This window comes from Methylobacterium sp. BI1 (assembly GCF_056680125.1).
In genome coordinates this window covers 4,195,973-4,222,955 of the sequence record NZ_CM155267.1, presented here as the reverse complement: position 1 = coordinate 4,222,955, position 26,983 = coordinate 4,195,973, and the positions used below count along the sequence as shown (strand labels likewise).

At 70.7% G+C, this 26,983-nt stretch carries 23 protein-coding genes; 7 read left to right on the top strand and 16 right to left on the bottom strand.

Annotated features, from left to right (window positions below):
- Window positions 1–28: 28 nt before the first annotated feature.
- Complete coding sequence (gene trmD, locus AC1MGR_RS19965; RefSeq protein WP_480232683.1) at window positions 29–730, bottom strand: tRNA (guanosine(37)-N1)-methyltransferase TrmD; 702 nt, start codon at window positions 728–730, stop codon at window positions 29–31.
- Between the two features lie 71 nt (window positions 731–801).
- Here trmD and AC1MGR_RS19960 point away from each other — a divergent pair, with 71 nt between their 5' ends.
- Entirely contained in the window at window positions 802–1,614 is an 813-nt protein-coding gene (locus AC1MGR_RS19960) for a methyltransferase domain-containing protein (protein WP_480232682.1), read from the top strand.
- Between the two features lie 33 nt (window positions 1,615–1,647).
- On the opposite strand, the gene AC1MGR_RS19955 is transcribed toward AC1MGR_RS19960, so the two are convergent.
- The 3 genes from AC1MGR_RS19955 to AC1MGR_RS19945 all read right to left on the bottom strand — a co-directional run bounded on the left by AC1MGR_RS19955 (window position 1,648) and on the right by AC1MGR_RS19945 (window position 3,960).
- The gene (locus AC1MGR_RS19955) at window positions 1,648–2,265 is read right to left on the bottom strand and encodes a hypothetical protein (RefSeq protein ID WP_480232681.1); all 618 of its coding nucleotides are present in this window, start codon (window positions 2,263–2,265) and stop codon (window positions 1,648–1,650) included.
- Window positions 2,266–2,388: 123 nt separating this feature from the next.
- Window positions 2,389–3,423, bottom strand: a complete 1,035-nt coding sequence (locus AC1MGR_RS19950) for an Atu2307/SP_0267 family LLM class monooxygenase (RefSeq protein WP_480232680.1) — start codon at window positions 3,421–3,423, stop codon at window positions 2,389–2,391.
- A 135-nt stretch (window positions 3,424–3,558) separates the two neighbouring features.
- A complete protein-coding gene (locus AC1MGR_RS19945) occupies window positions 3,559–3,960 on the bottom strand; it encodes a DoxX family protein (RefSeq protein ID WP_108034157.1) in 402 nt (133 codons plus the stop codon).
- A gap of 124 nt (window positions 3,961–4,084) precedes the next feature.
- Here AC1MGR_RS19945 and AC1MGR_RS19940 point away from each other — a divergent pair, with 124 nt between their 5' ends.
- The 3 genes from AC1MGR_RS19940 (at window position 4,085) to AC1MGR_RS19930 (ending at window position 8,674) form a co-directional block, all read left to right on the top strand.
- Window positions 4,085–4,987: a LysR family transcriptional regulator gene (locus AC1MGR_RS19940; protein ID WP_480232679.1), complete on the top strand. Its 903-nt coding sequence runs from the start codon at window positions 4,085–4,087 to the stop codon at window positions 4,985–4,987.
- 203 nt (window positions 4,988–5,190) lie between these two features.
- Window positions 5,191–6,882 (top strand): methyl-accepting chemotaxis protein, encoded by a 1,692-nt coding sequence (locus tag AC1MGR_RS19935; protein WP_480232678.1) that lies wholly within the window; start codon window positions 5,191–5,193, stop codon window positions 6,880–6,882.
- Between the two features lie 244 nt (window positions 6,883–7,126).
- Entirely contained in the window at window positions 7,127–8,674 is a 1,548-nt protein-coding gene (locus tag AC1MGR_RS19930) for a sensor domain-containing diguanylate cyclase (protein WP_480232677.1), read from the top strand.
- 59 nt (window positions 8,675–8,733) lie between these two features.
- Here the strand turns inward: AC1MGR_RS19930 and rimM are convergent, their stop codons facing one another.
- The 12 genes from rimM to AC1MGR_RS19870 form a co-directional block, all read right to left on the bottom strand.
- Complete coding sequence (gene rimM / locus AC1MGR_RS19925; protein ID WP_480232676.1) at window positions 8,734–9,420, bottom strand: ribosome maturation factor RimM; 687 nt, start codon at window positions 9,418–9,420, stop codon at window positions 8,734–8,736.
- Between the two features lie 13 nt (window positions 9,421–9,433).
- Window positions 9,434–9,796: a 30S ribosomal protein S16 gene (rpsP, locus tag AC1MGR_RS19920; protein WP_108034162.1), complete on the bottom strand. Its 363-nt coding sequence runs from the start codon at window positions 9,794–9,796 to the stop codon at window positions 9,434–9,436.
- A 105-nt stretch (window positions 9,797–9,901) separates the two neighbouring features.
- Window positions 9,902–11,464 (bottom strand): signal recognition particle protein, encoded by a 1,563-nt coding sequence (gene ffh / locus AC1MGR_RS19915; protein ID WP_108034163.1) that lies wholly within the window; start codon window positions 11,462–11,464, stop codon window positions 9,902–9,904.
- Between the two features lie 38 nt (window positions 11,465–11,502).
- A complete protein-coding gene (locus AC1MGR_RS19910) occupies window positions 11,503–11,727 on the bottom strand; it encodes a glutathione S-transferase (RefSeq protein ID WP_108034164.1) in 225 nt (74 codons plus the stop codon).
- A gap of 388 nt (window positions 11,728–12,115) precedes the next feature.
- The gene (locus tag AC1MGR_RS19905; RefSeq protein ID WP_480232675.1) at window positions 12,116–13,198 is read right to left on the bottom strand and encodes a class I SAM-dependent methyltransferase; all 1,083 of its coding nucleotides are present in this window, start codon (window positions 13,196–13,198) and stop codon (window positions 12,116–12,118) included.
- Window positions 13,195–14,091 (bottom strand): prolipoprotein diacylglyceryl transferase, encoded by an 897-nt coding sequence (gene lgt / locus AC1MGR_RS19900; RefSeq protein ID WP_480232674.1) that lies wholly within the window; start codon window positions 14,089–14,091, stop codon window positions 13,195–13,197. The genes AC1MGR_RS19905 and lgt overlap by 4 nt, the downstream gene beginning before the upstream one ends.
- Window positions 14,092–14,235: 144 nt before the next feature.
- Window positions 14,236–16,386: a methyl-accepting chemotaxis protein gene (locus AC1MGR_RS19895; protein WP_480232673.1), complete on the bottom strand. Its 2,151-nt coding sequence runs from the start codon at window positions 16,384–16,386 to the stop codon at window positions 14,236–14,238.
- 226 nt (window positions 16,387–16,612) lie between these two features.
- A complete protein-coding gene (ilvA, locus tag AC1MGR_RS19890; protein ID WP_480232672.1) occupies window positions 16,613–18,205 on the bottom strand; it encodes a threonine ammonia-lyase, biosynthetic in 1,593 nt (530 codons plus the stop codon).
- Window positions 18,206–18,311: 106 nt separating this feature from the next.
- On the bottom strand, window positions 18,312–19,310 hold the full coding sequence (locus AC1MGR_RS19885) for an asparaginase (RefSeq protein ID WP_480232671.1): 999 nt from the start codon (window positions 19,308–19,310) through the stop codon (window positions 18,312–18,314).
- 202 nt (window positions 19,311–19,512) lie between these two features.
- Window positions 19,513–19,869, bottom strand: coding sequence for a diacylglycerol kinase (locus tag AC1MGR_RS19880; protein WP_480232670.1), 357 nt, complete (start codon window positions 19,867–19,869; stop codon window positions 19,513–19,515).
- Between the two features lie 14 nt (window positions 19,870–19,883).
- Window positions 19,884–20,933: an AbrB family transcriptional regulator gene (locus AC1MGR_RS19875; protein ID WP_480232669.1), complete on the bottom strand. Its 1,050-nt coding sequence runs from the start codon at window positions 20,931–20,933 to the stop codon at window positions 19,884–19,886.
- Window positions 20,934–20,994: 61 nt separating this feature from the next.
- Complete coding sequence (locus tag AC1MGR_RS19870) at window positions 20,995–21,969, bottom strand: LysR substrate-binding domain-containing protein (RefSeq protein WP_108034169.1); 975 nt, start codon at window positions 21,967–21,969, stop codon at window positions 20,995–20,997.
- 150 nt (window positions 21,970–22,119) lie between these two features.
- On the opposite strand from AC1MGR_RS19870, the gene AC1MGR_RS19865 reads away from it, so the two are divergent.
- The 3 genes from AC1MGR_RS19865 (at window position 22,120) to AC1MGR_RS19855 (ending at window position 26,942) form a co-directional block, all read left to right on the top strand.
- The gene (locus AC1MGR_RS19865; protein ID WP_480232668.1) at window positions 22,120–23,709 is read left to right on the top strand and encodes a catalase; all 1,590 of its coding nucleotides are present in this window, start codon (window positions 22,120–22,122) and stop codon (window positions 23,707–23,709) included.
- A 214-nt stretch (window positions 23,710–23,923) separates the two neighbouring features.
- Window positions 23,924–24,678, top strand: a protein-coding gene (locus tag AC1MGR_RS19860; protein ID WP_480232667.1) for an IS5 family transposase whose coding sequence is annotated in 2 segments (ribosomal slippage) — window positions 23,924–24,274 and window positions 24,277–24,678 — 753 coding nt in all. Because the reading frame shifts where the segments join, the coding sequence is not laid out codon by codon here.
- Between the two features lie 248 nt (window positions 24,679–24,926).
- Window positions 24,927–26,942, top strand: coding sequence for a putative bifunctional diguanylate cyclase/phosphodiesterase (locus AC1MGR_RS19855; RefSeq protein WP_480232666.1), 2,016 nt, complete (start codon window positions 24,927–24,929; stop codon window positions 26,940–26,942).
- Window positions 26,943–26,983 lie beyond the last annotated feature (41 nt).

Below are 26,983 nucleotides of genomic sequence, written 5' to 3'. Positions count from 1 at the left end.
CGGCCGGAGGCCCGGCGGACGCGACGCGTCAGTCCTCGCGGGCGCGCAGCAGGTCGGGCCGGCGCTCGCGGGTGAGGCGCAGGGCCTCGGCCCGGCGCCATTGCGCGATGGCGCCGTGGTTGCCGCCGGTGAGCACGTCCGGGATCGCGCGGCCCTCCCAGTCCCGGGGGCGGGTGTAGTGCGGGTATTCGAGATGGCCGGTCTCGAAGCTCTCCTCGACGCCCGAGGCGAGTTTGCCCATCACGCCGGGCAGGAGGCGCACGCAGGCGTCGAGCACCACCAGGGCGGCGATCTCGCCGCCGGAGAGGATGTAGTCGCCGATCGAGACCTCCTCGAGGCCGCGCCCGGCGATCACCCGCTCGTCGACGCCCTCGAAGCGGCCACAGACGATGAGCACGCCGGCCCCCTCGCTGAGGGACCGGACCCGCGCCTGCGTCAGCGGCCGGCCGCGCGGGCTCATGAGGAGGCGGGGCCGGGCGTCGTCCTGCCCGGCTGCGGCGTCGATGGCGGCGGCGAGGACGTCGCAGCGCAGCACCATGCCGGCGCCGCCCCCGGCGGGGGTGTCGTCCACCGCGCGGTGCCGGCCGAGGCCGTGCTCGCGGATGTCGCGGGCCTCCAGGCTCCAGGTGCCCCGGGCCAGCGCATCGCCCGACAGGGAGACCCCGAGCGGCCCCGGGAACATCTCCGGATAGAGGGTGAGGACGGTGGCGTTCCAGGGGCTGGCGGTCATGCTGCTTACTGGCGCGCGGAGGCGCGCCGGGTCAACGTGGCACCGATCCGGCGGCGGCGGGTTAACCCGGCATGGCTGCATCCCGCTCGCTCCGCCCCCGGATCCTGGTGTCCCTCGTCCGGACCGCCACGCTGGCCCTGGCCCTGACGGGGTTCGTCCTGCTGCGGCCCGTCCGGGCGGCCGAGCCGCTGGCCCCGGCGGGCACGCCGGCCGCTGCCTTCCCGAAGCCCGACCGGCCGGTGGCCGAGATCATCGCGCCGCTCTGGGCCTCCGAGGCGCAGCGCGATTCGGTCGACGAGGTCGGGCAGGTGATGCGGCTCATGGGCATCGCGGCCGGCCAGAGCGTCGCCGATATCGGCGCGGGCAGCGGCTACTACACGGTGCGGATGGCCGAGCGCGTCGGACCGCAGGGGCACGTCTATGCCGAGGACGTGACGCCGCGCTACCTGGCGGGGCTGGAGGGGCGGATCGCCAAGAGCGCGCTCACCAACGTCACGGTGGTGCGCGGCGAGCCGCACGATCCGCGCCTTCCGCCGGCCTCCCTCGACGCCGCCGTGCTGGTCCACATGTACCACGAGATCGCCCAGCCCTTCGGCCTGCTCCACAACCTCGCGCCGATGATGAAGCCGGGCGGCAAGGTCGGGATCGTGGATGCCGACGACGTGCCCTCGCGGCACGGCACGCCGCCGGCGCTGCTGGCCTGCGAGCTGACGGCGGCCGGTTATCGCCAGACCGGATTCTCGGTGCTGGAGGGCGGCGTCGGCTACCTCGCGATCTACGAGGCGCCCGCTGCCGCGGACCGGCCGAACCCGGGCGCCATCCGCCCCTGCCGGGACGAGACCACCCGGGGCGCCAGGGACGGGGCGGCCAGGCGCGCGCGGTGAGCCGTCGGCGACGGGCTCGGGGCGGCTTCGTCCTCAGGCGCTGGTGTCGAGGACCAGCGCCGAGGCCGACGTGCCGTTGCGGTTCGTCCCGTTGGCGCCGTATGCGGACCCGCTCGCCTGCACGCTCTGCAACTGCTTGATGAAGCTGCTCAGCAGGTCGCTGACCGAGGCGCCGGTGGCGGAGGTCTGCGTCGTGCCGTCGTCCGCGTCGGAATCCGCGCCGTCCGGTGGCGGACCGGGGGGCGGGCCGGAGGGCGGGCCGCCGGCCTCGGCCGTACCGCCGGTGCGCGACGCGCTCGTGCTCCGGCCGCCGCTGGCGAAGAGGGATTTCAGCTCGCCCGCCTGATCGTCGGTGAGGGTGCCGGCGCTGACCTGATCCGCGATCAGGCCGTCGATCCGGTCCTTCATGGAGGCCGGATCGCGCCTGGCCGCCGATCCGCTGGCGGCGGTCGTTCCGGTGGATTCGGCGGACAGGCCGCTGTCGATCGCCGTGAGGGCCGAGGTGAGGGCCGTGGCGTCCGTGCTGCTCAGGGAGCTGGCGGACACTTCGCTGGAGATGGTCGAGGCCATCTGGTCCTTCATCGCGCCATGCGCGCGCGGCGGGGGCCGCTGCGCGAAGGCCGGTGAAGCCGTGGAGGCGATGGTGCTCATGGGGCGCACGGGGGTTCGGGGCACCGGGATCGCCCGGCCGTCGAGACGTGGGAAGTTTACCCACGTAACTCTTAACGGCGGGTTATCCGCGTGTCGAACCCACCGCGATCGTCGCCTGTCCCCTCAGGTGGCAGCCTTCACCCGCGGCATCACCTCCGTCCCCAGCAGGGCGATCGAGCGCTGCATCGCCTCGGGCTCCTGCATCGCGGAGCTCATCTGGAAGGTGAGGCGGGACAGGCCGCCGAGGGCGGCGCCGGCCGCCCGCACCTTCGCGGCGACCGTCTCCGGCGCGCCGATGAGGTAGGACCCGCCGGGCGCGCACATCGCGGCGAACTGCTCCTCCAGGCCGGAACTCGGCCAGCCGCGCTCCGCCCCGATCTTGCCGAACATCTCGGCCCAGCCGGGATAGAACGCCGCGCGGGCCGCGCGGTCGGTGTCGGCGACGAAGCCGATGGCGTGGACGCCGACCTTCAGCGTCTCGGAGGCGTGCCCGGCCCGGCGGCCGGCCTCGCGGTAGAGCTCCACCAGGGGGCGGAAGCGCTCGAAGCTGCCGCCGATGATCGCCACCATCAGGGGCAGGCCGAGGGTGCCGGCGCGGACGAAGGAGGCGGGGGTTCCGCCCACGCCGACCCAGATCGGGAGCTGCTCCTGGACGGGGCGCGGATAGACGCCCTGGCCGGTGAGCGGCGGGCGGAACCGGCCCCGCCAGGTGACGTGGGTCTGCGCCCGCAGGGCGAGCAGCAGCTCGAGCTTCTCCGTGAAGAGGGCGTCGTAATCCTCCGCCGCGAAGCCGAAGAGCGGGTAGGCCTCGCCGAAGGAACCGCGTCCGACCACGATCTCGGCCCGGCCCTGGGCGATCAGGTCGAGGGTGGCGAAGTCCTGGAAGACCCGCACCGGATCGGCTGCGCTCAGCACGGTCACGGCACTGGTCAGGCGGATGCGCCGGGTGCGGGCCGCCGCCGCCGCTAGGATGATGGCGGGCGCCGCGTCGAGGAACTCCGCCCGGTGATGCTCGCCGATGCCGAACACGTCGAGGCCGGAGCGGTCGGCGACCTCGACCTCGTCGAGCAGGCGCGCCATGCGCTCGGCCGGTGGGAGGGTCCGGCCCGTCTTCGGGTCGGGAAGGGTGACGGCGAAGCTGTCGATACCGATTTCCATGACGCGGTCTTTCGGGGACGTGGGCCAGCAGGGCTATCGGCTGGCAGGGACGAGGATGTGCGACGGGGAGCGGGGTGGCGCCGTCCGGCCCCGCAGGACCGGCCCGGGCCACCCGGTTCGCTTCGATGGGGCCGATCAGCGACGCAGGCCGAGGACCGAGAGGGTCTGGTCCCGGCGCAGCCAGGCCAGCGCCGCGGTCAGGACGAGAAGCACCACGGCCGGCACGGCGGGCGTCGGCAGGACGACGAGGTGCGCGATCACCGCGCCCACCATGGTGCCGGCGAGCCAGAGGGCGGCGAGGCCCGCATAGCCGGGGATCAGCAGGGCGACCGCGCCGCCGACCTCCACCAAGCCGGTGACGATGCGGAACCACTGGCCGACGCCGATGAGGTCGTAGACCTGCACCATCATCGGCACCCCGGCGAGCTTGGCGCCGCCGGCCGCCAGGAAGACGAGGGCGAGGAGAGCCTGCAGCGACCAGGCCGTGACGGTGCGGGCGCGGGAGGGCGCGGGAGCGGCGGTGAGGGTGAGGGACATGGGAGGGATCCGGGTCTGCTTTCGCCAGGGCCGGAGCGCCCTGGCTGTGGGCAAAGATCTAGGAGCCTTCCCTCTCTCAGCGAAGCCACTATCTTTTGATGCGTCCCATCACCCGGACAGATGGATGCTCGACCAGCTCACCCTCGATCAGCTCCGTACCTTCGTAGCCGCCGTGGACACGGGCAGCTTCTCGGCCGCCGGGCGCAAGCTCGGCCGTGCACAGTCCCTGGTGAGCCAGTCCCTGGCCAATCTCGAGGCGCAGTCGGGGGTGAAGCTGTTCGACCGCTCCAGCCGCTACCCGGTGCTGACGGAGCCCGGCCGCGTGCTCCTGGCCCACGCGCGCGCCACGGTGGCCGCCGCCGAGACCTTCAAGGCCCAGGCCCGGGACCTCGCCGGCGGACTCGAGCCGGAGGTGAGCATCGTCCTGGACGTACTGTTCCCGATCCAGGTGGTGACGCAGGCGGTGGCGGCCTTCCAGCCGGCCTTCCCGGCCACGCCCCTGCGGATCCAGGTCGAGACCCTGGGGGCGGTGATCGCGCCGGTCCTCGACGGACGCTGCGCCTTCGCGGTGGCGGGGGCGACGCCCCTCCTGCCTCCCGAACTCGCCCGCGAACCCCTGCGGCAGATCGAGCTCGTGATGGTCGCGGCGCCCACGTACCCGCTCGCCCGGTGCACCGGCCCGATCGCCACCGCCGACCTCGCCGAACAGGTCCAGCTCGTGCTGACCGACCGCAGCGAACTGACCAAGGGACGGGAATTCGGCGTGTTCTCGCCGCGCACCTGGCGTCTCGCCGACCTCGGATCGAAGCACGCGTTCCTGCGCTCCGGCCTGGGCTGGGGCGGCATGCCCCTGGACGTGGTCGCCGAGGATCTGGCGAACGGCCAGCTCGTGCGTCTCGACCTCGCGGCCCTGCCGAAGAATGGCCTGTTCCTGCCGATGTGGGCCGTCTACCCGGTGGAGCGCCCGCCGGGGCCCGCCGGCCGCTGGCTGATCGGCCAGCTCCGCGACGCGGCCCCGCGCACCTGACCCGCGGGAATCGGACTTCGGCCCCATGCGCACCCGACCGGCTTGCGGGTCAATCGGGGCTTTGAACGGTCCTGGTTCGCCTCTCGCCGCGAGGGCCAACGGAATGACTGATTTTGGTTCAGCTCGAAGACTGAATTTCCGACAATCGCTAGAAAACTTTAACGGGAATGCTTGATCTTGAGCGACCATTCCGGGGCGCTCCGATGCTGATTTTCTCAAAAGTCAAGATTCTGCCGAAGCTGAGTGCGGTTGTTGCACTCATCGCCCTGATCGTCGGCGTCTGTGTCTGGTTCGCGCAGGGGCGTATGACCGAGATCGACGATGCGTATAGTTTGTTCATCTCGCGTGAAGCCAAGGGTGCTGCGACCGCGCGCCGGGTGAACCGGCTGGTCTTCGAGATGAACTACTGGGTCTACCGCGTCATCGCCGAAACCGAAGACGCTCAGATGAAGTCGGCCAATGACGGGTTCGAGGCCGCGCTCGCGCCCATGCGCCAGGCTCTCGCCGATCTGCGGATGCAGGCCCCGACCTTCGGTACCCGCGTCGACGCGCAGACCGCGCGCATCGAGCGGTTCGTGCAGGACGTGTCCGAGGTCCGCCGCCTCGGCTCGGCGAATCAGAACGCGGAGGCCGTCGCCCTCGTGCACCGTGCCATCGACCCGACCTTCGCCCTCATGGTCCAGGAGGGCAACAAGCTCGGCGAGGACATCACGGCGTTGATGGACAAGGACTCGGACGACCTGACCGCCCAGACCAACGCCACCCGCCACAGCCTGATCCTGTTCAGCACCCTCGGCATGCTCGCCGGCCTGCTGGCCGCCGCGTTCGTGGGCATCCTGGGGATCACCCGGCCGCTGGCCAGCCTGGTCGGTGTCCTCGAACGCATGGCGCAGGGCTCCATCGAGGCCACGATCCCGGAGGCCCGCCGCGGTGACGAGATCGGCGCCGTCGGGCGCGCTGTCGAGGGCATCAAGACCATGGTGGCGCAGAAAGCGGCCGAGCAGTCCGAGATCCGCCGTATCGCCGACGCGGCGGCGGTCTCGGAACGCAAGCGCACGATGATCGAGCTCGCGGACGGCTTCGAGCGCGCCGTGGGCGGCATCGTCAGCCTTGTCTCGTCCTCCGCGACGGAGTTGCAGGCCACGGCCCAGCAGATGACCGCCACCGCCCAGGAGACGGCGGCCCAGTCCACCCAGGTCGCGGCGGCGGCCGAGGAGGCCGCGTCGAATGTCGGCACCGTGGCGGCCGCCGCCGAGGAGCTCGGCTCCTCGGTTCAGGAGATCGGCCGACAGGTTCAGGGCTCGGCGGGACTCGCCCAGGCGGCCGTGGGCGAGGCAGACCAGACGGGCCAGCTCGTCCAGGCCCTGCGGACCACCTCGGCCCGGATCGGCGACATGGTCGGGCTGATCTCGAACATCGCCGGGCAGACCAACCTGCTGGCCTTGAACGCCACCATCGAGGCGGCCCGGGCCGGCGAGGCGGGCCGCGGCTTCGCCGTGGTGGCCACCGAGGTCAAGGAACTGGCCGGGCAGACCGCCCGGGCCACCGAGGAGATCGCGCGCCAGATCAGCGAGATCCAGGGCGTCACCGACCAGGCGGTCACCGCCATCGGGGGCATCACCGGCCGGATCCGCGAGATCGACGGGATGGCGACGGGCATCGCCGCCGCGGTCGAGCAGCAGGGGGCCGCCACCCAGGAGATCGTGCGCAACGTCGCCCAGGCCGCCCAGGGCACGAGCGAGGTGACCAGCAACATCTCGGGCGTGGCCAGGGCGTCGGAGGAGACCGGGGCGGCCGCCAGCCAGGTCCTGGGTGCCGCCTCCGAGCTCTCGCGCCAGTCCGAGCATCTCAGCGCCGAGGTGGGCAGGTTCCTGTCGAGCGTCCGCGCCGCCTGAGGCTGGCGCATGCGGCGCGACCCGGCAGGCGCCTCGTGCGCCGCCGGGTCGCGACGACCGCCCACGTGAGCCGAAGAGGTCCACCTGTCCAAGCCGGATGGCCCCATCTCCCGGCCCGTTTCCTGAAACAATCTGGCTCCGCCGTCACGTCACCGGGTTCGGCGCCTGACCCAGTCAAGCTTCGCTTAAGCGTCCCCGTGTCATCAGCCTTCCGAGCGGACAACCGGAGGTTACGAAGTCGACGATGCGGAGGATGCCGGATCTGACGAGCCACCTGCGCTCGGCGCGAACCTGGATCGGACTCGGCGTCCTGGCGCCCCTCGGCCTCCTCGTGGTGTCCGCCGTGATGCTGGTGGACCTCCGCAACGACGCCTGGGACAAGGCCGCCCAGACCTCGCGCAACCTGCTCCAGGTCATCGAGCGCGACATCGCGCGCAACGTTGAGATCGTCGACCTGTCCCTGCGCGGCGCCGTCGACAACCTGGCGGCGCCGGGCTTCTCGGAGGTGAGCCCGGCCCTGCGGCAGCTCATCCTCTTCGACCGGGCGGTGACGGCCCGGGACATGGGCGTCTTCCTCGTGATCGACGAGAACGGCGACACCCTCTACGACGCCCACGCGGTACCGGCCCGGCCCCTGAACAATGCCGACCGGAGCTATTTCCGCGCCCATCGCGACCGGCCCGATCTGGGCCTGTTCATCAGCGAGCCCGTCACCTCGCGGATGCTCGGCGTCCCCGTGATCGTGCTCAGCCGGCGGATCAACAAGCCGGACGGCAGCTTCGGCGGCGTGGTCCAGGCCTCCCTGAAGCTCACCTATTTCAGCCGCTTGTTCGCCAACATCGCCCTCGGCGCCAAGGGCGCGATCAATCTCTATTCCCGGGACGGGCAGCGCATCATGCGGCACCCCGTCATCGACGGTGCCATCGGGGACAACGTCGGGGCCGCTTCCTCCTTCCAGCGCTTCGTGCGGGAGGGCAGGGGCAGCTTCCTCGGCAGCGCCGTCCGCAGCGACGAGCCGCGCCACCACACCTTCACCCGGATCGGCGACCTGCCGCTGATCCTCGCCGTGACCCTGGCGCCCGACGAGATCGACGCCGAGTGGCGCGTCAAGGCGCTGGTCATCGGCAGCATCGTGCTGATCCTGTGCGGCCTCTGCGCCGGCCTCTCGCTGCTCTTCGGGCGCGAACTCCGGCACAGGGGCCGCATGCAGGTGGAATTGGCGCGGCTCTCCCTCACCGATCCGCTGACCGGCCTGCCGAACCGGCGCCGCTTCGAGGAGGCCCTGGCGGATCTGGCGGGGTCGGGCGTCGCCCGGGACGCACCCCTGTCCCTGCTGGTCATCGACGCCGACCACTTCAAGGCGGTGAACGACCGCCACGGACACGCCGTCGGGGACGAGGTCCTGAAGGGCCTGGCGCGCTGCCTCCTGGCGAGTGCGCGCCACCCGGGCGATCTCGTCTGCCGCGTGGGCGGCGAGGAATTCGTCATGCTGCTGACGGGCGCCGACGGGGCCTGCGCGCACCGGGTCGCGGACACCGTGCATGAGCAGGTCCGGCGCCTCGGGCTTCCGGCCGCCGGCATCCCGGCGGGCGCCCTGACGGTGAGCATCGGCTTGGCGAGCACCGGGTTGGCGAGCACTGCGTCCACACGGGCGGGGGTGCGGAACGCCGCCGACCTGTACCGCGTCGCCGACGCGGCGCTCTACGCGGCGAAGGCGAGCGGTCGCAACCGGACCTGCATTCGGCCGTCGCGGACCGAAGCCACATCGGGCGCGGATGCGGAGGCGGCCTGAGGGCCGGCCGGCGACGGGGCCGGGATCGACTCTAAGGGTCCGGGAGTGAGCGTCCCGCCTCAGGCGGGCTCGTCCGGAGGACGGGGTTGGGCCGGCGCGAACAGGTCGTCCGGTGGATCGACGACGACGCGGCCGCCCGCGATGTCGAGCTCGGGCACGAAGGCCTTGGTGAAGGGCAGGAGCGCGGTGGCGCCGCCCAGCGCCGGCTTGATCTCGAGGAGATCGCCGCCGCCGTAATTCGGCACGTCCGCGACGGTGCCGAGGACGGCCCCCTGGGTATCGACCACCGAGAGGCCGACGAGGTCGGCGGTGAAGAACTCGTCCGCGTCCGACACGGTGCCGAGGCGATCGCGCGGGAGGAACAGGGCGAGGCGGTTCAGGCCCTCCGCGCCGGTGCGGTCGCCGACGCCCTTCACCCGCACGACCAGCAGGTCGGGGGAGGCGCCGCCGGCCTGGCGGACATCGGTCAATTCGATGCGGCGGCCATCGGCGCCGATCAGCGGCCCGTATGCGGCGATCGCCTGCGGGTCGCCGGTGTAGGATTTCAGCCGGACCTCGCCGTTGAGCCCGTGCGCCCGCCCGAACTCGCCCATCTGGACGAGGCTCGGGTCGGTGGGCGGCAGGGGCGCGTCGGCGTCAGGCCGCGGCCGGTGGGCCGAGGTGGCCGCATCGCTGCCGATGCGGCCGGGCCGCGCACGGCGGCCGCCGTCACCGTGGGTTGATGTGCCTCCGGGACGGCGGGCCATGCGCGGACGCGCCTCAGGCCGCGGCGTCTTCGGCCGGGGCGGCGGCCTTCTCGGCGCGCTTGGCGGCGCGCTCCTTGGCCTTCTCGCCCGGCTCGGCCTTCTGCGGGTTGTTGCGCGCGGGGCGCTTGGCGAGGCCGGCGGCGTCGAGGAAGCGCAGGACGCGGTCGGTGGGCTGGGCGCCCTTGGCGAGCCAGGCCTGGATCTTGTCGGCCTCGAGCACGATGCGGGCCGGATCGTCCTTGGGCTTCATCGGGTCGTAGACGCCGACCTTGTCGATGAAGCGGCCGTCGCGGGGGGCGCGGGCGTCGGCGACGACGATGCGGTAGTACGGGCGCTTCTTGGCGCCGCCACGGGTGAGACGGATCTTGAGGGACATGGTTCTACTCCAAAGGTCAACGTGTCGTGTGAGGGCGAGGAGCGCGTAGCGAATGGCGAGTCCGTGGGGGCAAACCCGACTCGCTATGCGCTACGCCCCCCGTCGCTACTTCTTCTTCCCGAAGGGGAATCCGCCGAGACCCGGCAGGCCGCCGGGGCCCTTGGGACCCCCGAGCCCGGGCAGGCCCGGCATCTTGCCCCCGAGGCCCGGAGGCATCGGGGGGAGCTTGCCGCCGAGCTGCTTCTGCATGTCGGCGATCATTTCCGGCGTCGGCTCCGGCATGCCGGGGGGCAGGCCGGGCATCCCGCCCATTCCGCCGCCGCCGCCCATGCCAAACATCGAGCCGAGGGCCTGGCCGATGCCGCGCTTGCCCGAGCCCATCGCCTTCATCATGTCGGCCATGGTCCGGTGCATCTTGAGGAGCTTGTTCAGCTCCTCCACCTTCGTCCCCGAGCCCGCCGCGATGCGCTTCTTGCGGGAATTCTTGAGGATGTCGGGATTCTTCCGCTCCTGTGCGGTCATCGACGAGATGATGGCCCGCTGGCGCTTGAACATGTTCTCGTCGAGGTTGGCGTTCTCGACCTGCTTCTTCATCTGGCCCATGCCCGGGAGCATGCCCATCAGGCCGCCGATGCCGCCCATCTTCTCCATCTGGCCGAGCTGCATCGACAGGTCGTCGAGGTCGAACTTGCCCTTGCGCATCTTCTCCGCGGTGCGGAGCGCCTGCTCGTGGTCGATGGTCTCGGCCGCCTTCTCGACCAGGCTGACGATGTCGCCCATGCCGAGGATGCGGTTGGCGACGCGGGAGGGGTGGAACTCCTCCAGGGCGTCGACCTTCTCGCCGGTGCCGACGAGCTTGATCGGCTTGCCGGTGACGGCGCGCATCGACAGGGCCGCACCGCCGCGGGAATCGCCGTCCATGCGGGTCAGCACGATGCCGGTGACGCCGAGGCGCTCGTCGAAGGCGCGGGCGGTGTTGACCGCGTCCTGGCCGGTCAGCGCGTCGGCGACGAGGAGCACCTCGTGCGGGTTGGTGGCGGCCTTGACCTCGGCCGCCTCGGCCATCAGCGCCTCGTCGAGGGTGATGCGGCCGGCGGTGTCGAGCATGACCACGTCGAAGCCGCCGAGGCGGGCCGCGTCCATGGCCCGCCGGGCGATCTGTACCGCCGACTGGCCCGCGACGATCGGCAGGCTCTCGACCTCGACCTGCTTGGCCAGGATCGCCAGCTGCTCCATGGCGGCCGGGCGGCGGGTATCGAGGGAGGCCAGCAGCACCCGGCGCTTGTCGCGGGACACCAGCCGGCGGGCGATCTTGGCGGTTGTGGTGGTCTTGCCCGAGCCCTGGAGGCCGACCATCAGGATGGCGACGGGGGCGGGGGCGTTGAGGTCGATGATGCTCGCATCCGAGCCGAGCATCGCCACGAGCTCGTCGTTGACGATCTTTACGACCATCTGGCCGGGGGTGACCGACTTCAGGACGACGGCGCCGACGGCCTTTTCGCGCACCTTCTCGGTGAAGCCGCGCACGACCTCGAGAGCGACGTCCGCCTCCAGCAGGGCGCGCCGGACCTCGCGCAGGGCGGCGGTGACGTCGGCCTCCGTGAGGGCGCCGCGGCGCGTGAGTCCGGAGAGGATTCCGGACAGGCGATCGGACAGGCCTTCGAACATGCGTCAGGCTCCCTGGACCGGCATCGGCGTCGGACCGGTCACTGGTTCACGCCCGCGCTCTCGGCCCGGCGCGCCTGAAGCGCGTCCTCGAAGCCGCGGATCGCCTTGGCGAACTTGTCCCGGCACTCCGGGTTGCAGAACCCCACCACCGCGCCGTTGTAGAGGGTGAGCGAGTCGGCCGCGATCGGCTTGCCCGACCACGGGCAGGTGTCGTTCACCGCATCCTCGAGGCGCAGGGTCGTGTTCGCGGCAGCGTTGGGCATCGGGACTCGCGACGACGGTGTGACCGGGGCCGACGCCCTGTCCCCAACGCGAAACCCGCCCGAGGGCGCATCGCGCTGTCGGGCGTTGACCTCCGGCCTCATGGGGCCGGTCGGCGTTCGTGATGACGATCAGACCGTCGAATGAATAGGGAGGCGGTTAGTCCGACGGCGGGCCCAAGTCAAGTTTTGCGGTTGATGGGCACGGCTTGCACGTGCATCCTGCCGATCCGACACGCAACGCGAGTTCGTCGGCGTCGCGTTTTCCGCCATCGAGGCGGCGGCCATGGATCCCCAGACCCTGACCCTGCTGCTGTTCCCGCTCGGCGCCCTGGCGCTGAGCCTCGGGACGCTGTGGCTGACCCGGCGAGACCGCTGAACCGTCCGGGTTTCAGCGCCCCGCCGGCGGAAGCCCCGGCAGCGCTGGCAGCGCCGCGTCCGAGAACGCCATCGCCTTGAACAGGCTGCCCATGCCGCGCCGGGACGGATCGGTCAGGCGTGTCGCCGCCGCCGTGATCGCGTCGCGCTGCACCGGGGTCGCGTTCCGTCCCAGGCGCTCGGCGCGCTCGCGCAGGCCGAGGGCAAGGAGGAAGTCGCGCTGGTCGACGGGGCCGTGCAGGATCGCCCCTTCGCCGGCGGCGGCACGACCGAGGGCGGTGAAATCCACGTGGGTGGTGAGGTCGGCCTCGCCGGGGGTGGCCAGGGGCGGGACGAAGGTGTGGCCGCGCACCGCCTGGAGCGAATCGCCGAAGCCCGGCCGGATGTGGCCGTAATCGATGGCCAGCACCGCGCCCCGGTCGGCGACGACGCGGCGGGCGAGGCCGCGCACGGCGTCGAGGGCGGCGCCCGGCAGGGTCATGAGGACGCCGGTGGGGCCGCTGGCGGTGATGCGCGTGTCGGGCTCCGCCGCGAGGCCGAAGGCGAGGGCGCTGCCGTCCGGCGCGAGCCCGACGAGGCGCTCGAACCAGCCGCGCTCGGCCCGCTGGAACTGGCGGACCGGCAGGGCGTCGAAGAATTCGTTGGCCACCACCAGCGTCGGGCCGTGAGGCAGCGTCTCGAAGGTGTCGTGCCAGGTCGGGTCGGCGCCCGAGAGACGGGCTTCCTGCTCCTTCCGCAGCACCGGGCTCGTCTCCACGAGGTGCAGGGCCGGGCGCAGGTCTGGCGCGGCGCGCGCCAGCGCCCGCAGCGCGTCCTGCATCAGGGTGCCGCGGCCGGGTCCGAGCTCCACCAGGGCGAGGTCGGCCGGCGCGCCCATTGCGGCCCAGGACGCCGCGATCCAGATGCCGATCAGCTCCCCGAACATCTGGCTGATCTCGGGGGCGGTGACGAAGTCGCCCCGGGCGCCCAGGGGGTCGCGGGTGCGGTAGTAGCCGTGCACCGGATGGCCGAGGCAAAGGCCCATGTAGCGGTCGAGGCCGATCGGGCCCGAGGCCAGGATCTCGTCGCGGATCGCGGCGAAGAGCGGGCTCGTCACGCCGCGTCGACCTTGGCGGGGGATGCGGCGACGTCCTCGACCGCCACGCGCGGCCGGGTGGTGCCGCGCAGGGCCAGGACGATGGCGACGATCCCGACGAGCGCCATGGGCACGCAGAGCACCATGCCCATGGTGATGCCGCCGGTCGACCAGGTCTCCGTGCCGAACAGGTAGCCGAGCTGGCGGTCGGGCTCGCGGAAGAATTCGCAGAAGGTCCGGGCGATGGCGTAGCCGAGGACGAAGATGCCGCCCATCAGGCCGGGCTTGCGGAAGCCCCGGGCGCGCACCGCGATCATCATGACCACGAACAGCAGGGCGCCCTCGGTAGCCGCCTCGTAGAGCTGGCTCGGGTGCCGGGGCAGGGGGCCGCCGGTGGGAAACACGATGGCGTAGGGGAAGTCCGGGGCGATGCGCCCCCAGAGCTCGCCGTTCACGAAGTTGGCGATCCGGCCGAAGAACAGCCCGATCGGCACCACTACGGCGGCGAGGTCGAGGAGGGTGAGGGCCTGGAGCTTCCGGGAGCGGGCGAACAGGACCATGGCCAGCACGGCGCCGAGGAAGCCGCCGTGGAACGACATGCCGCCGTTGCGGATGGCCAGGATCTCGATGGGGTCGGCGAGGTAGAGCGGCAGGTTGTAGAACAGCACGTAGCCGATGCGGCCGCCGAGGACGACGCCCAAGGCCACCCAGACGATGAGGTCGTCGATGTCGTTCAGGCTCGGGCGCCGCACCACGCCCCAGTAGCGGTCCGCCGCCACCAGCCGGCGGGCATAGTACCACCCGCCCAGCAGGCCAACGATGTAGGCCAGCGCGTACCACTTGATGGTGATCGGCCCGATCGCCACCGCCACCGGATCGATGGCGGGGAAGGGCAGGGCGAAGAGCGGCGGCATCGGCGAGGCGTCCCGGTTGAGCCGGGGCATTGGAGCCAAGCCCGCCGGGGGGTCAACCCCGCTGCGGACATGGCCGGCCCCGCCGCCGGCCCTGCGGTCGCGCGGCCCCGATCACGTCCCGGCGGTCACGGCCCGGCCGCCGGGTCAGGCCGCCCGGACGGTGGCGAGGAAGCTCGCGACTTCCGTGCGCAGCTGCTCGGACTGCCGGGAAAGGTCCGCGGAGGCGCGCTGCACCTGGTCCGCCGTCGCGCCGGCCTCGGCGGCCGAGCGCGCGACCGCCTCGATGTCGTGGCTCATGGCGCCGGTGCCCGAGGAGGCCTGGCCCATGTTGCGCACGATCTCCTGGGTGGTCACGCCCTGCTCCTCCACCGCGGCGGCGATGCTGCTGGTGACGAAGCTCATGCCCTCGATCCGCGTGACGATGCTGCGGATCGCCCCGGTGGCGCCGGTGGTCGCCGAACGGATGGCGTCGACCTGCTCGGCGATCTCCGTGGTGGCCCGGCTGGTCTGCTCGGCGAGGTTCTTCACCTCCGCGGCGACGACCGCGAAGCCGCGCCCCGCCTCGCCGGCCCGCGCCGCCTCGATGGTGGCGTTCAGGGCCAGCAGGTTGGTCTGGCTGGCGATCTGCGAGACGAGGCCGACCACGTCGCCGATCCGCGTCGCGGCCTCGGAGAGGGTCTGCATGGTGGCGGCGGTGCGGCCGGCCTCGTCGACCGCCTGGGCCGACATGGTCGAGGCCTGTTCGACCTGGCGGCCGATCTCGCCGACCGTGGCGCCGAGCTCCTCGGCCGCCACCGCCACGGCGTTGACGTTGCCGGCGGTCTCTTGCGCGGTGGCCGCGACGGAGGTCGAGCGCCGGGCCGTGCCGGCCACCGCCTCGGTCATCCCGGTGGCGGCGCCCTGCAGGTCGCTGGAGGCCTGGGAAACCGTGCCGACGATGCCGCCGACGGAGCGCTCGAAGCGGTCCGCGAGGTCGCGGAGCAGGGTCCGCCGCTCGGTCTCCTCCCGCAGGCGGGCCGCCTCGGTGGTCGTCAGCTGCTGCGCGGCCTCCTCCAGGGAGATGTCGCGAATGGTGACGACGGCCCGAGCGATGTCGCCAATCTCGTCGGCGCGCCGGCTGCCCGGCACCTCGGCCAGGGATTCGCGGCGGGCCAGCGCCTGCAAGGCCCGGGTCAGCGCGCCGAGGGGTCCCACGATGGTGCGGGCGAAGAGGAGGCCGAGGATCGCCGTGACGGCGAGGACGGCGAGCGCGGTCACCGCCAGGGCGCGGGTGAGGGCGCCCACCGCCGCGAGGGTCTCCTCCTCGGCCTGCTCGGCCAGGATCGTCCAGGGGGCGCCGAGCACCGAGACCTTGGCGGTCGCCACCATCCGGGGGCCGGATCCGTTCGCGTAGGTGAAGGGGTGCTCGCTCGCGAGATCCGCCTTGTCCAGGCCGAGGGTGGTCGCGGGCTTGCCGGCCGTGACTGCGGGAGACAGGGGCGGGTTGGTGCGCAGGGCGCCGTCGGCACCCACCGCGAGGATCTGACCGGTCTCGCCGAGGCCGGCGCGGTCCGAGAGGGTGCGGTCGAACAGGGCCGGGGTCAGGCGCAGGAGGACGAAGCCGATGCGCGCGGCCTCCTGGCCGGTGCCCATGGCGACGTTGGCCCGGCGGGCGATGGCCCGGCCGATGAAGGCCGAGGGGACGGCATCCGCCGGATAGGCGGCGTAGTCCTCGTAGAGCGTCGCGTCGGCATCGGCACCCTTCAGGCGCGTCACCAGGCGGGCGAGGCCGGTGGAGGCCAGTTCGGGTTCGGACAGGGCGTGGCCGAAATCGGCGCCCTTGGTGGTGGTGTAGACGACGCGGCCGTCCTCCGACACGAAGACGAGGTCGGCGTAGCCCGGGCGCTCGAGGAGCTTGCGGGCGACTTCCTGCACCTTGGCGTGCCGGCGCCCGTACATCGTCCCCGACGCCTCGGCGCCGAGGCGCGCCTCGAGATTCGCGCCGCCCGTATAGGTCCGGACCAGCCCGGCGAAGTCGGCCTTGGCGGGGTCGAGGGCTTCGGCGAGATCGCCGAAATTGCCGCCGACCTGCGGATTGCCCGCGACCGTGACGAGGTCGCCGCCGATCCGCTCGGCGATCAGCTCGATCCCGGCCTTCCGGGCGGAGGCGGCGAATTGCAGGCGTTCCCGGGCCGCATCGACGAGGCCGGAGCGGGCGCTGTACCAGCTCAGCCCGCCCATCACGGTGGCGCTGACCAGGGCCAGGCCGACGGTGATTGCGGGCAGACGGAAGTTGAGGCTGGTCAAACGCGGCATGGGATACGCCCAAAGAGGAAGTGCGGACGTCGTTATTGCCGAGAAAGGTTGAATTAAAACTTTCGTTTGACGCAGTCTCGATTGGTATTTCGAATACGAGTCGGTAACGGCTCAGTCCGAGCCGCTTATCATTTGATGGATCTACCGTAGCTTCGCCGTCGAGATGACGCGAATACGCAACACGCAGATGCAATCACAGATTGTCGATCGATCGTCCGCGACGGGATCAGGCCGCTACACCCGTCATGGCCTGTCCGTCGTCGAGGAACATCCGGTAGGCCGGGTTGTCGGTTTCGTCGACGCAGGGGTAGTGCAGCGCCTCGATCGCCGCATCGAAGCACGCGCGGTCAGCCGGGGGCACATCGATGCCGGCGAGCACGCGACCGTAATCGGCGCCGTGGTTGCGGTAGTGGAACAGCGTGATGGCGAAGCCGTCGCCCAGCGCATCGAGGAACTTCATCAGCGCGCCCGGCCGCTCGGGGAACTGGAAGCGATACAGGCGCTCGTCGGCGAGGCCGGTGGCGCGCCCGCCCACCATGTAGCGGATGTGGACCTTGGCCATCTCGTTGTCGCTCATGTCGACGGTCCGGTAGCCGGCGGCCTTCAGCGAGTCGATCAGGGCGTGCTTCTCCCGCAGGCCGCCGGCGAGATTGATGCCGACGAAGATCTGCGCATCGGCACCGGCCGCGTAACGGTAGTTGAATTCGGTGATCGCCCGGGGGCCGAGGGTCTGGATGAAGGCGCGGTAGGCGCCCGGCCGCTCGGGAATAGTGACGCCGAGCAGGACTTCGCGCTGCTCACCGAGCTCGGCGCGCTCGGCGATGTGGCGCAGGCGGTCGAAGTTGAGGTTGGCCCCGCTCGAGATCGCCACCAGGGTGCCGGTGCCGCCCTCCTGTCGGGCGGCGTAGGCCTTGGCACCGGCCAGCGCCAGGGCGCCCGAGGGCTCCGAGATGGCGCGGGTGTCGTCGAAGATGTCCTTCACGGCCGCGCACATGGCATCGGTGTCGACGGTGATGACCTCGTCGAGGAACTCCCGGCAGAGGCGGAAGGTCTCGGCGCCGGCCTCGCGCACGGCGACGCCGTCGGCGAAGAGGCCCACGGTGGGCAGCACCACGCGCTCCCCGGCCGCCAGCGCCGCGGCCATGCAGGCGGCATCGTCCGGCTCGACGCCGATGACCTTGGTCTCGGGGCGCAGGTACTTCACGAAGGTGGCGATGCCGGCCGCGAGGCCACCGCCGCCGACGGGGACGAAGATCGCCTCGATTGGCCCGGAATGCTGGGTCAGGATCTCCATCCCGATGGTACCCTGGCCGGCGATCACGTCCGGATCGTCGAAGGGATGCAGGAAGGTCAGGCCGTCGCGGGCCTCCAGCTCCCGGGCATGGCCCAGGGCCTCGTCGAAGGCATCACCGAACAGGATGACCTCGGCCCCACGGGCGCGGCAGGCATCGACCTTGATCGCCGGGGTCGTGCGCGGCATCACGATCACGGCGCGGACGTTCAGGCGGGCGGCCGCCAGGGCGACGCCCTGCGCGTGGTTGCCGGCCGAGGCGCAGACGACGCCCTTGGCGAGCAGCTCGGGGGGCAGGCCCGACATCTTGTTGTAGGCGCCGCGCAGCTTGAACGAGAAGACCGGCTGCAGGTCCTCGCGCTTCAGGAGCACCGGACGGGCCAGGCGCGCCGACATGCGCGGCATCGGGTCCAGGGGGCTCTCGATGGCGACGTCGTAGACGCGGGCGGTGAGGATCTTGCGGATGTAGTCGGTCAAGGAGACACGGGCTCCGGCGGTGGTGCGGTGCGATGGACTCGCCCCGCACATAGGCGCTTGGCGCGCGAGAAGCGAGCGAGGCGCTGTCGCGGGCCGCCCTGGCCCGTTTTCCCCCGCGACGGCGGCGCGGCCGCCCTCCGTCGCGGGATTGCGGGTCCTACTTGTCGAACAGCGCCTGCAGGGCGGCGCGGTCCTTGGTCTTCGGCAGCGCGATCAGCGTCAGGATGCGCGCCTTGTCCGGCGTCAGGTCGTCGGCGAAGACGGCGCCGGCCTTCAGCAGCGTGTTGCCGCCGCCCTTGAAGCCGTACACCGGCAGGGCGCGGCCGTTATAGACCTTGGTGGCCACGACGACCGGCACGCCCTTGCCGATGACCTCCGCGATCGCGTCGTGCATCTCGGCGTTCATGTTGCCCCAGCCATAGGCCTCGACGACGATGGCCTCGGCGCCGGTCTCGGCCGCATGGCGTACCTGGCTCCCGTCGGCACCCGCATACATCGCCACCAGATCGACCCGCGGCATGCGGTCGGGCAGGGGCAGCGTCTGCCGGCGCAGGGACTTGCGGCTGAACACGACCCGGTCCTCGTCGACGTAGCCGAGGAAGCCCGCATCGCCGGAATTGAAGGTCTCGACGTTGCTCGTGTGCGTCTTGCGCACCTCGCGGGCCGCGTTGATGTGGTGGTTGAGCGTCACGGTCACGCCCATGCCGGTCGAACCGTTTGCGAGGATCTGCCGGGCCGCGTTGAGGAGGTTGCGCGAGCCGTCCGAATCCCAGTCGGAGGCGTTGCGCTGAGCGCCCACCAGCACGATCGGCTTGTCGCTCTTGACCGTGAGGTCGAGGAAGTAGGCGGTCTGGTCCAGGGTATCGGTGCCGTGCAGGACGATGGCGCCGCGGATCGCGGGATCGGCCAGGATCTCGTCGACCTTGCGCGACAGGCCGGGCCAGCGGTCCGGTCCCATGTAGTCGCTCGGCACGTTGCTGAACTCCGTCACGGCGATCGACGCGATGTCCTTGAGCTTCGGAACCGCCGCGACGAGATCCTCGCCGGAGAGCGCCGGCACCGGCGCGTGGGTGGTCGGGTCGAGCTTCATCGCGATCGTGCCGCCGGTCGCGATGACCGCAATCTTCGGTAGATCAGCCGCAGCCGCTGGATGCATGAGAAGAAGTAGACCGCTGAAGCCGAACAGTGTTCGTCTCAGGATTGTGGCGACTGCCATGAACGCACCTCGGTTGACTCGGGTCGTTCCAACAGGGTTCGACCGCGCGTCCAGCGTTGAAGGACCGTGCCGTTCCTGTCCAGGCCGGGTCGGCCAGCGCGGCTTTACGAAAGCGGGTGATCCTTTCAGATAAAATCGACGCTCAGGGGTGATCCGACAGGCGCTCGATCAGGGCCGCGATCCAGACCAGGGCGGCGATTCCCTGCGCCGAGAAGGTCCCGGCCGAAGCGAGGTCCTTGACGATCCCGATCTTCGGGTGCTGCGCCGGGTGGAGGTGGTCGCAGAGCTTCTCCACCGCGGTGTTCAGGAATTCGGCGGCGAGTATCAGGAGCAGGCTCGCCACCAGCGCGACTCGGACCCAGAGCCCGGACCCGAGGAGGAGGGCCAGGGGCAGCCCGAGGGCGAGGAGGACGAGTTCCAGGCGCACCGCCCGCTCGGTCCGCGCGCCGTGCACGAGGCCGCGCCAGGAATTCAGGAAGGCGAGGTAGAGGGCGTGCATGTCCGGCCGCAGTCTCAGGGCGCCGCCGGGGCGCCGCGGGCGATCCACTTCGCCACGATCGGCCCCGTCACCAGCACCACGAACAACCGCAGGGTCTGCACCGCCAGCACGAAGGACACGTCGACCTTCGAGCCGACCGCGATGATGGCCACCGAATCGAGCCCGCCCGGGCTGGTGGCGAGGTAGGCGGTGAGGAAGTCGATCGGCAGCAGGAAGGTCAGGCCGTAGGCCCAGCCGCCGCAGAGGGCGATGACCCCGAGGGTGGCCACGACGATGCCCGGCATCGCGCTGAGCGTCTCGCGCAGGGTCTCGCGCCGGAAACGCAGGCCGACATACCAGCCGATGGTGGCGTAGGCGAGGTCGAGGATCGGCATCGGCAGCGCCATCGAGACCAGGCCGGAGGCGTGCAGCGCGGCGCCGAGCAGCATCGGCCCGGTCAGGGCGAAGGCCGGCAGGCGCAGGAGCCTGGCGAGGCCGGCACCGCAGGCGGCGACCGCCAGGGTCGCCAGGAGGGCGAGCGGGGCCACCGTGACGGGATCGGAGGCCGGGACCACGTCGGAGACGTTGGTGAGCAGGCGCGCCATGATGGAGGCCGAGAGCACCACGGCGACCACGCGGACGTACTGCATGAAGGCGACGAGGCGCGGGTCGGCGCCGTATTCCTCCGACATCGCCACCATGGCGGCGGCGCCGCCGGGCGACGAGCCCCAGGCAGCCGTGGAGCCCGGCAGGATGCGCAGGCGGGTCAGCGCCCAGCCGACCGCCCCGCCGACCAGAACGGTGACGAGGACCACGGCGAGGATGAGGAAGCCGTCATCGACTACGGTACCGACGATCTCGCCCGTCACCGTGTGGGCCACGAGACAGCCGATCATCGCCTGGGCGGCCTGGAAGCCGAATTTCGGCACCGACAGGTTCGCGCCCCCGACCCCGAAGGCGATGGCGGCCACCATCGGCCCGAGCAGGAGGGCCGCCGGGAAATGCGCGTGGTCCAGGGCGTAGGCGAAGAGGCCGGAGGCCGCGAGGAGAGCCGCCCAACGGCCGATGAAGCGCAGTGAGAGCACGGTGCTGCCGGGAGCTGGATGCCGGGAAAGGACCGGGCAGGAATGCCCGTCGCGCCGGGCGCTACACCGGATCGCTCACGCTGTCACGACGCCCGGTACGCGGACGAGGCATGCCGTCGTCCCGGCAGGCCGTGGTGCCCGCCGGTGCGTGGGCGCGGAAGAACGCCGCCAGATGGGCGAGGCCGTCGGCGCGCGGATCGCTGGTGCGCCAGGCCAGGGCGACGGTGCGGCCGGGTCCGTCGACATCGAAGCTGCGCGTCACCGTGAGGCCGCTGGGATCGGGCCCGGAGGGCACCGCCAGGGCGGGGAGCAGGGTGTAGCCCGCCCCCGCCGCCACCATCGAGCGCAGGGTCTCCAGGCTCGTCGCGTGGCGCCCGGCGGCCGAGCCGGCGCCGCAGGCCGCCACGGTCTGGTCGCGCAGGCAGTTGCCCTCGTCGAGGAGCAGCAGGTCGGGCCCGGCGATGTCGGTGGCCCGCAGGGCGCCGCCCCGGGCGAGGGGATGCTCGGCCGGGCAGGCGAGCTGGAACGGCTCGACGAACAGGGGCGATACGGTCAGGCCCGAGGCCGGGACCGGGAGGGACACGAGGGCGGCGTCGATGCGGCCGTTGCGCAGACCCTCGAGGATCTCGGCCGTCCGGGCCTCGCTCAGGGCGAGGGCGAGGAGCGGGAATTCCTGGCGCAGCGTGCGCAGGATCAGTGGAAACAGGTAGGGCCCGAGGGTCTGGATCGCCGCCAGGACGAGGCGGCCGGTGAGCGGCGCGCCGCGGCCCTCGCTCGCCAGCACCAGGAGGCGCTGGGCCTCGGCCATCACGATGCGGGCCTGCCGCACGATGGTCTGCCCGGCCGGCGTCAGCATCACGCGGCGGTTGCCGCGCTCGAACAGGGCGAGGCCGAGAAGATCCTCCAGCTTGCGGACCTGGACGCTGAGGGTGGGCTGGCTGACGTTGCAGCGCTCGGCCGCCCGGCCGAAATGCATCTCCTCCGCCACCGCGACGACGTATTCGAGATCCCGCAGAGACAGGCCGGACATATTCATAGGCGATATCTATCAGTGCGTTCGCCACGATGCATTAGCCAAATCGGTCGCAGCGGTTCATAAGGCTGTCTCAGAACCATTCCAGGTTTTCAGCCAAGGTCTGGACGCGGCCACCGCCGTGTCGACCTAACCTGAGCGAGAGAGCACCGCATGAGCGATCAGCGCCCGATTCTCACCACCCGTCAGGGCCATCCGGTTCGTGACAACCAGAGCACCCGTACGGTGGGCGAGCGCGGCCCGGCGACCCTCGAGAACTACCAGTTCATCGAGAAGATCACCCATTTCGACCGTGAGCGGATTCCGGAGCGCGTGGTCCATGCCCGCGGCGCCGGCGCGCACGGCTACTTCGAGGCCTACGGCAAGATCGGCAGCGAGCCGGCCTCCAAGTACACCCGCGCCCGCGTCCTCAACGAGACCGGCGTGAAGACCCCGATGTTCGTGCGCTTCTCCACCGTGGCCGGCGCCAAGGAGAGCCCCGAGACCGAGCGCGACCCGCGCGGCTTCGCGGTCAAGTTCAAGACCGTCGACGGCAACTGGGACCTCGTAGGCAACAACCTCAAGGTCTTCTTCATCCGCGACGCGATCAAGTTCCCCGACATGATCCACGCCTTCAAGCCGGATCCGGTGACGAACCGCCAGGAGGCGTGGCGCTTCTTCGACTTCGTGGCGCAGCACCCCGAGTCGATCCACATGGTCACCCACCTGAAGTCGCCGTGGGGCATTCCCGCCAACTATCGCGAGATGGAAGGCTCGGGCGTGAACACCTACAAGCTGGTCAACGACCAGGGCGAGGCCGTGCTCTGCAAGTTCCACTGGGAGCCCAAGCAGGGCGTGCGCAACCTGACCTCCGCCCAGGCCTCCGAGATCCAGGGCAAGGATGTCGGGCACGCCACCCGTGACCTCTACGACAACATCAAGGCCGGCAACTTCCCCGAGTGGGAGTTCTGCGTGCAGATCATGCCGGACGGCCCGAACGACCACCTGTCGTTCGATCCCCTCGACGACACGAAGCTCTGGCCCGTCGACCAGTTCCCGCTGCTTCCGGTCGGACGCATGGTGCTGGACCGCGTGCCGGACAACTTCTTCGCCGAGGTCGAGCAGTCGGCCTTCGGAACCGGCGTTCTCGTGGACGGCATCGACTTCTCGGACGACAAGATGCTTCAGGGCCGGACGCTGTCCTACTCGGACACGCAGCGTTACCGCGTCGGCGCGAACTACCTGCAGCTGCCGATCAACGCGCCGCAGCCGGGCGTGAAGGTCTATTCCAACCAGCGCGATGGGCAGATGACCTACGGCGTCGACGGCACCGGCCCTAACAAGCACATCAACTACGAGCCCTCGACCCTCGCCGAGGGCCTGCGCGAGGCTCCGAAGCCGGCCAAGGACTACCACCAGCCGGTCCAGGGCAACCTCGGCCGCTACCAGACCTCGCGCACCGAGGACGACTACACCCAGGCCGGCGTGCGCTACCGTTCGTTCCAGGATTGGGAGCGCGACGACCTGATCGCCAACCTCGTCGGCGACATGAAGCAGTGCCCGGAGCCGATCCAGCTGCGGATGGTCTGGCACTTCCTCCATGCCGATGAGGATTACGGTCGGCGCGTCGCCGAGGGTGCGGGCATCGACCTGGAGAAGGCGCGCGCCCTGCCGCCGCTGCCGGGCCGTGCGGCCCCGGGCAAGCGTCTTCAGTCCGAGACCTACACCGACGGCAGCCAGGCCCACAGCATCGCGGCCGAGTAAGTCTCAAGTCGTAAACGGGACGTCGTTCCTGAACGACGGTTAGAGCCCCGCCGGGTCACAGGACCCGGCGGGGTTTTTTCATGGGCAGCACGACCGATTGACGAGGCGACCCATCCGTTTTGCTGGCCTTCGAAACGAGGAGGACTAGCGTCCGGACCCATAACGGTGGCGCGGACGGCGTAGGTGTGATTCACGGCTCCCATGGGAGGGGCCGATGGATCAGTTCTGGCTGACGGACGAGCAGTTTGCGCGGATCGCACCGCACCTGCCCACCGACACGCGGGGCAAGGAGCGCGTGGACGACCGGCGGGTGATCAGTGGTATCGTCCACGTGCTCAAGTCCGGCGGCCGTTGGACGGACGCGCCGCGGGACGTCTACGGGCCGAAGAAGACGCTCTACAACCGCTTCGTGCGCTGGGCGGCCAAGGGGGTCTGGGTCGGGTTATTCGAGACGCTGTCCCAGGCCGGCGGGCCGCCCTCCCAGGTGCTGATCGACTCCACCGCCGTGAAAGCCCACCGCTGCGCCGCCGGGGGTAAAGGGGGGAGCAAAACCAGGCCATCGGCCGCTCGCGGGGCGGGCGCACGACCAAGATCCATGCTCTCACCGACCGCGCCTGCCGCCCGCTCGCCTTCCTGCTGACTGGCGGGCAGGTCGCCGACTGCAAGGCCGGTGCGCTGCTGCTCGAACGCCTGCCCGCCTGCCGCGTCGTGCTGGCTGACAAGGGCTACGACAGCGATGCCATCCGCCGACAAATCGAGGCGGCCGGAGCCGCGCCCAACATCCCGTCCAAGGTCAACCGGCGCTGGAAGCCGTGCTTCTCGCCTGTGCTCTATCGGGGCCGCAACAGCATCGAGCGGATGTTCGGTCGCCTGAAAGACTTCCGCCGGATCGCCACGCGCTACGACCGCTCGGCGATCAACTTCCTCGCCGCCGTCTGTCTCGCCGCGACCGTCAGCTACTGGTTATGAGTCCGGACGCTAGCGCTGCGCAGCCATCAATGTGCCGGGACGGCGCAAGACCTTCTGGAATCTCCGCAGCAGATAAGTGATACATACATGGAATGAGTATTCGATTATTTGAGAAAATCCAAATTTTATCAGAATTATAGCGCCAATCTGGAAAAGTATTACGCTCTTTTCATCTCTATCGCTGTCCAATGGTGTCAGGGCGGCCTCCGGTCGCCGGCCCGAAGGACAGATTGAGATCGGCATCGGCCATGACTCCCCCGCCCCCTGTCGACGTGAGCATCCGGCGCGATCAGGCCAGAGACGTCCTGCGGGGCATGAATGCGACCCTGCTCTCGAACCTGTTCGTGTCGTTCTCCCTGGCCGGCATGGTCTGGCCGTTCGTGCCCCATGCGGAGATTCTCGGCCTGTTCGCGGTCAATGCCGGGATCAATGCCGGTCGCGGCGCGCTCGTCCAGGTCTGTCAGCGGACGGGGCTGGCGATCTCCGCGCCCGAGCGGGTTCTCACCTATTGCTGGATCGGCGCCCTCCTGTCGGGGCTCTGCTGGACCGTGGCGCTCATCGGCCTCGCCCATCACGGGCAGGCCTACACGATCTCGTCCGGCCTCGCCTTCCTGAGCATCAATGCCGGAGCGATCATCCAGAACAAGTTCGCCCGCGCGCCGGCCTTCGCCTTCGTGCTGCCGAACGTCACGATCCTGATCCTCCTCTTCATCCTGGATCGCTCCTTCGGTGCGCAGATCGTCGCCGTGAATCTCATCCTGCTGACCGGCCTCCTGCTCCGCTGCGCCAATGAGCAGGAACGCCATTACCTGCGGGCGAAACGCCTGACCTACGAGGCGATCGCGCTCACGGATTCGCTGAAGGCCGCCAACGTTGCCGCCGGACAGGCCATGCAACGCCTGGAGCATTCGGCCACGCACGACCACCTGACCGGACTGGTCAACCGTGCCGCCTATCAGGCGGCCTTCGAGACCTGTCTGGCCGAGGCCGGTACGACCGCGTTCTGGATCATGATGATCGACCTCGACCGCTTCAAGCGAATCAACGACCGGTTCGGGCACGTGATCGGCGATGCGATCCTGGTGGAGGCCGGAGCGCAGCTGCGCCGGATCCTCGGACCGGATTCGGTGGTCGCCCGCCTGGGCGGCGACGAATTCGCCGCGCTGGTCCCGGGCTATCCGGACGACCAGGGGGGCGAGCGCCTGGCGCAGGCCGTGGTCCTGGGCCTGGAAAGCCTCCTCCTGCCCTCCGGGCAAACCCTGCAGATGGGCGCCAGCGTCGGCCTCGCCCAGCACCCTCGCGACGGGCGGACCCTGACGGACCTGCAGATCCACGCGGATCTCGCCCTCTACGCCGCCAAGACCGGGGGCCGCAGCACATGGCGGCCCTTCCACGAGACCATGGGCGCTCGGGTGAAGGCGCGCCACGTCCTCGAACGGGATCTCCCGGAAGCGCTGAAGAATGGGGCGATCCAGGCCTGGTTCCAGCCGCAGTTGAACTGCAGCACCGGGCAGGTCATCGGCTTCGAGGCACTCCTGCGCTGGAAGCATCCGGCGCTGGGCTGGGTCTCACCACCGGATGCGATCGCCGCCGCCGTCGCCACCCGTCGATCGCAGGCGCTGACCCAGACCATCCTGCGGCAGGCCTGCCGCATGGCCCAGGTGCTCGAAGCGAACGGGCACGACGCTGCCGTGGTCTCGGTCAACGTTTCGCCCAACGAGTTCGGGACCTATCCCATCGCCGACATGGTGGCGGCGGAACTGCGGGCGCACAACGTGTCCGCCACCCGGATCGCCCTCGAGATCACCGAGGAGGCGGTCTTCTCGAACGAGCGCGGCGGCAAGGACGTGGACGCCCTCGTCGACATGGGGGTGGGCATCATCGTCGACGATTTCGGGGTGGCGTATTCGTCGATCGGCGCGCTGCGCGATCTTCGCTTCGACAGCCTGAAGGTCGATCGGAGCTTCATCCAGGGGATCGTCGACAATCCCCAGGACCGGGTGCTGCTGGAGGCCGTCCTGGCCTTCGCCCGTACCCTCGGGGTCACGGTGCTAGCCGAGGGCGTCGAGACCGCCGAGCAGTTCCAGCTGCTGCGCCAGCTCGGATGCCCGGCCGTCCAGGGCTACCACTTCGCCCGGGCCATGCCGCCGAACCAGGCCCTGGCCTGGATCACCGGAAACGATCTCGTCGCGCGCATCGCCCGGCAGGGCTGGGCGGATGGCGGCTGGACGATCGCAGCGCGTCCGGCGCTCGCGCTGGCCTGATCGTCGCGGCCGAAAAAAAGCCCGCTCGATTACGCGAGCGG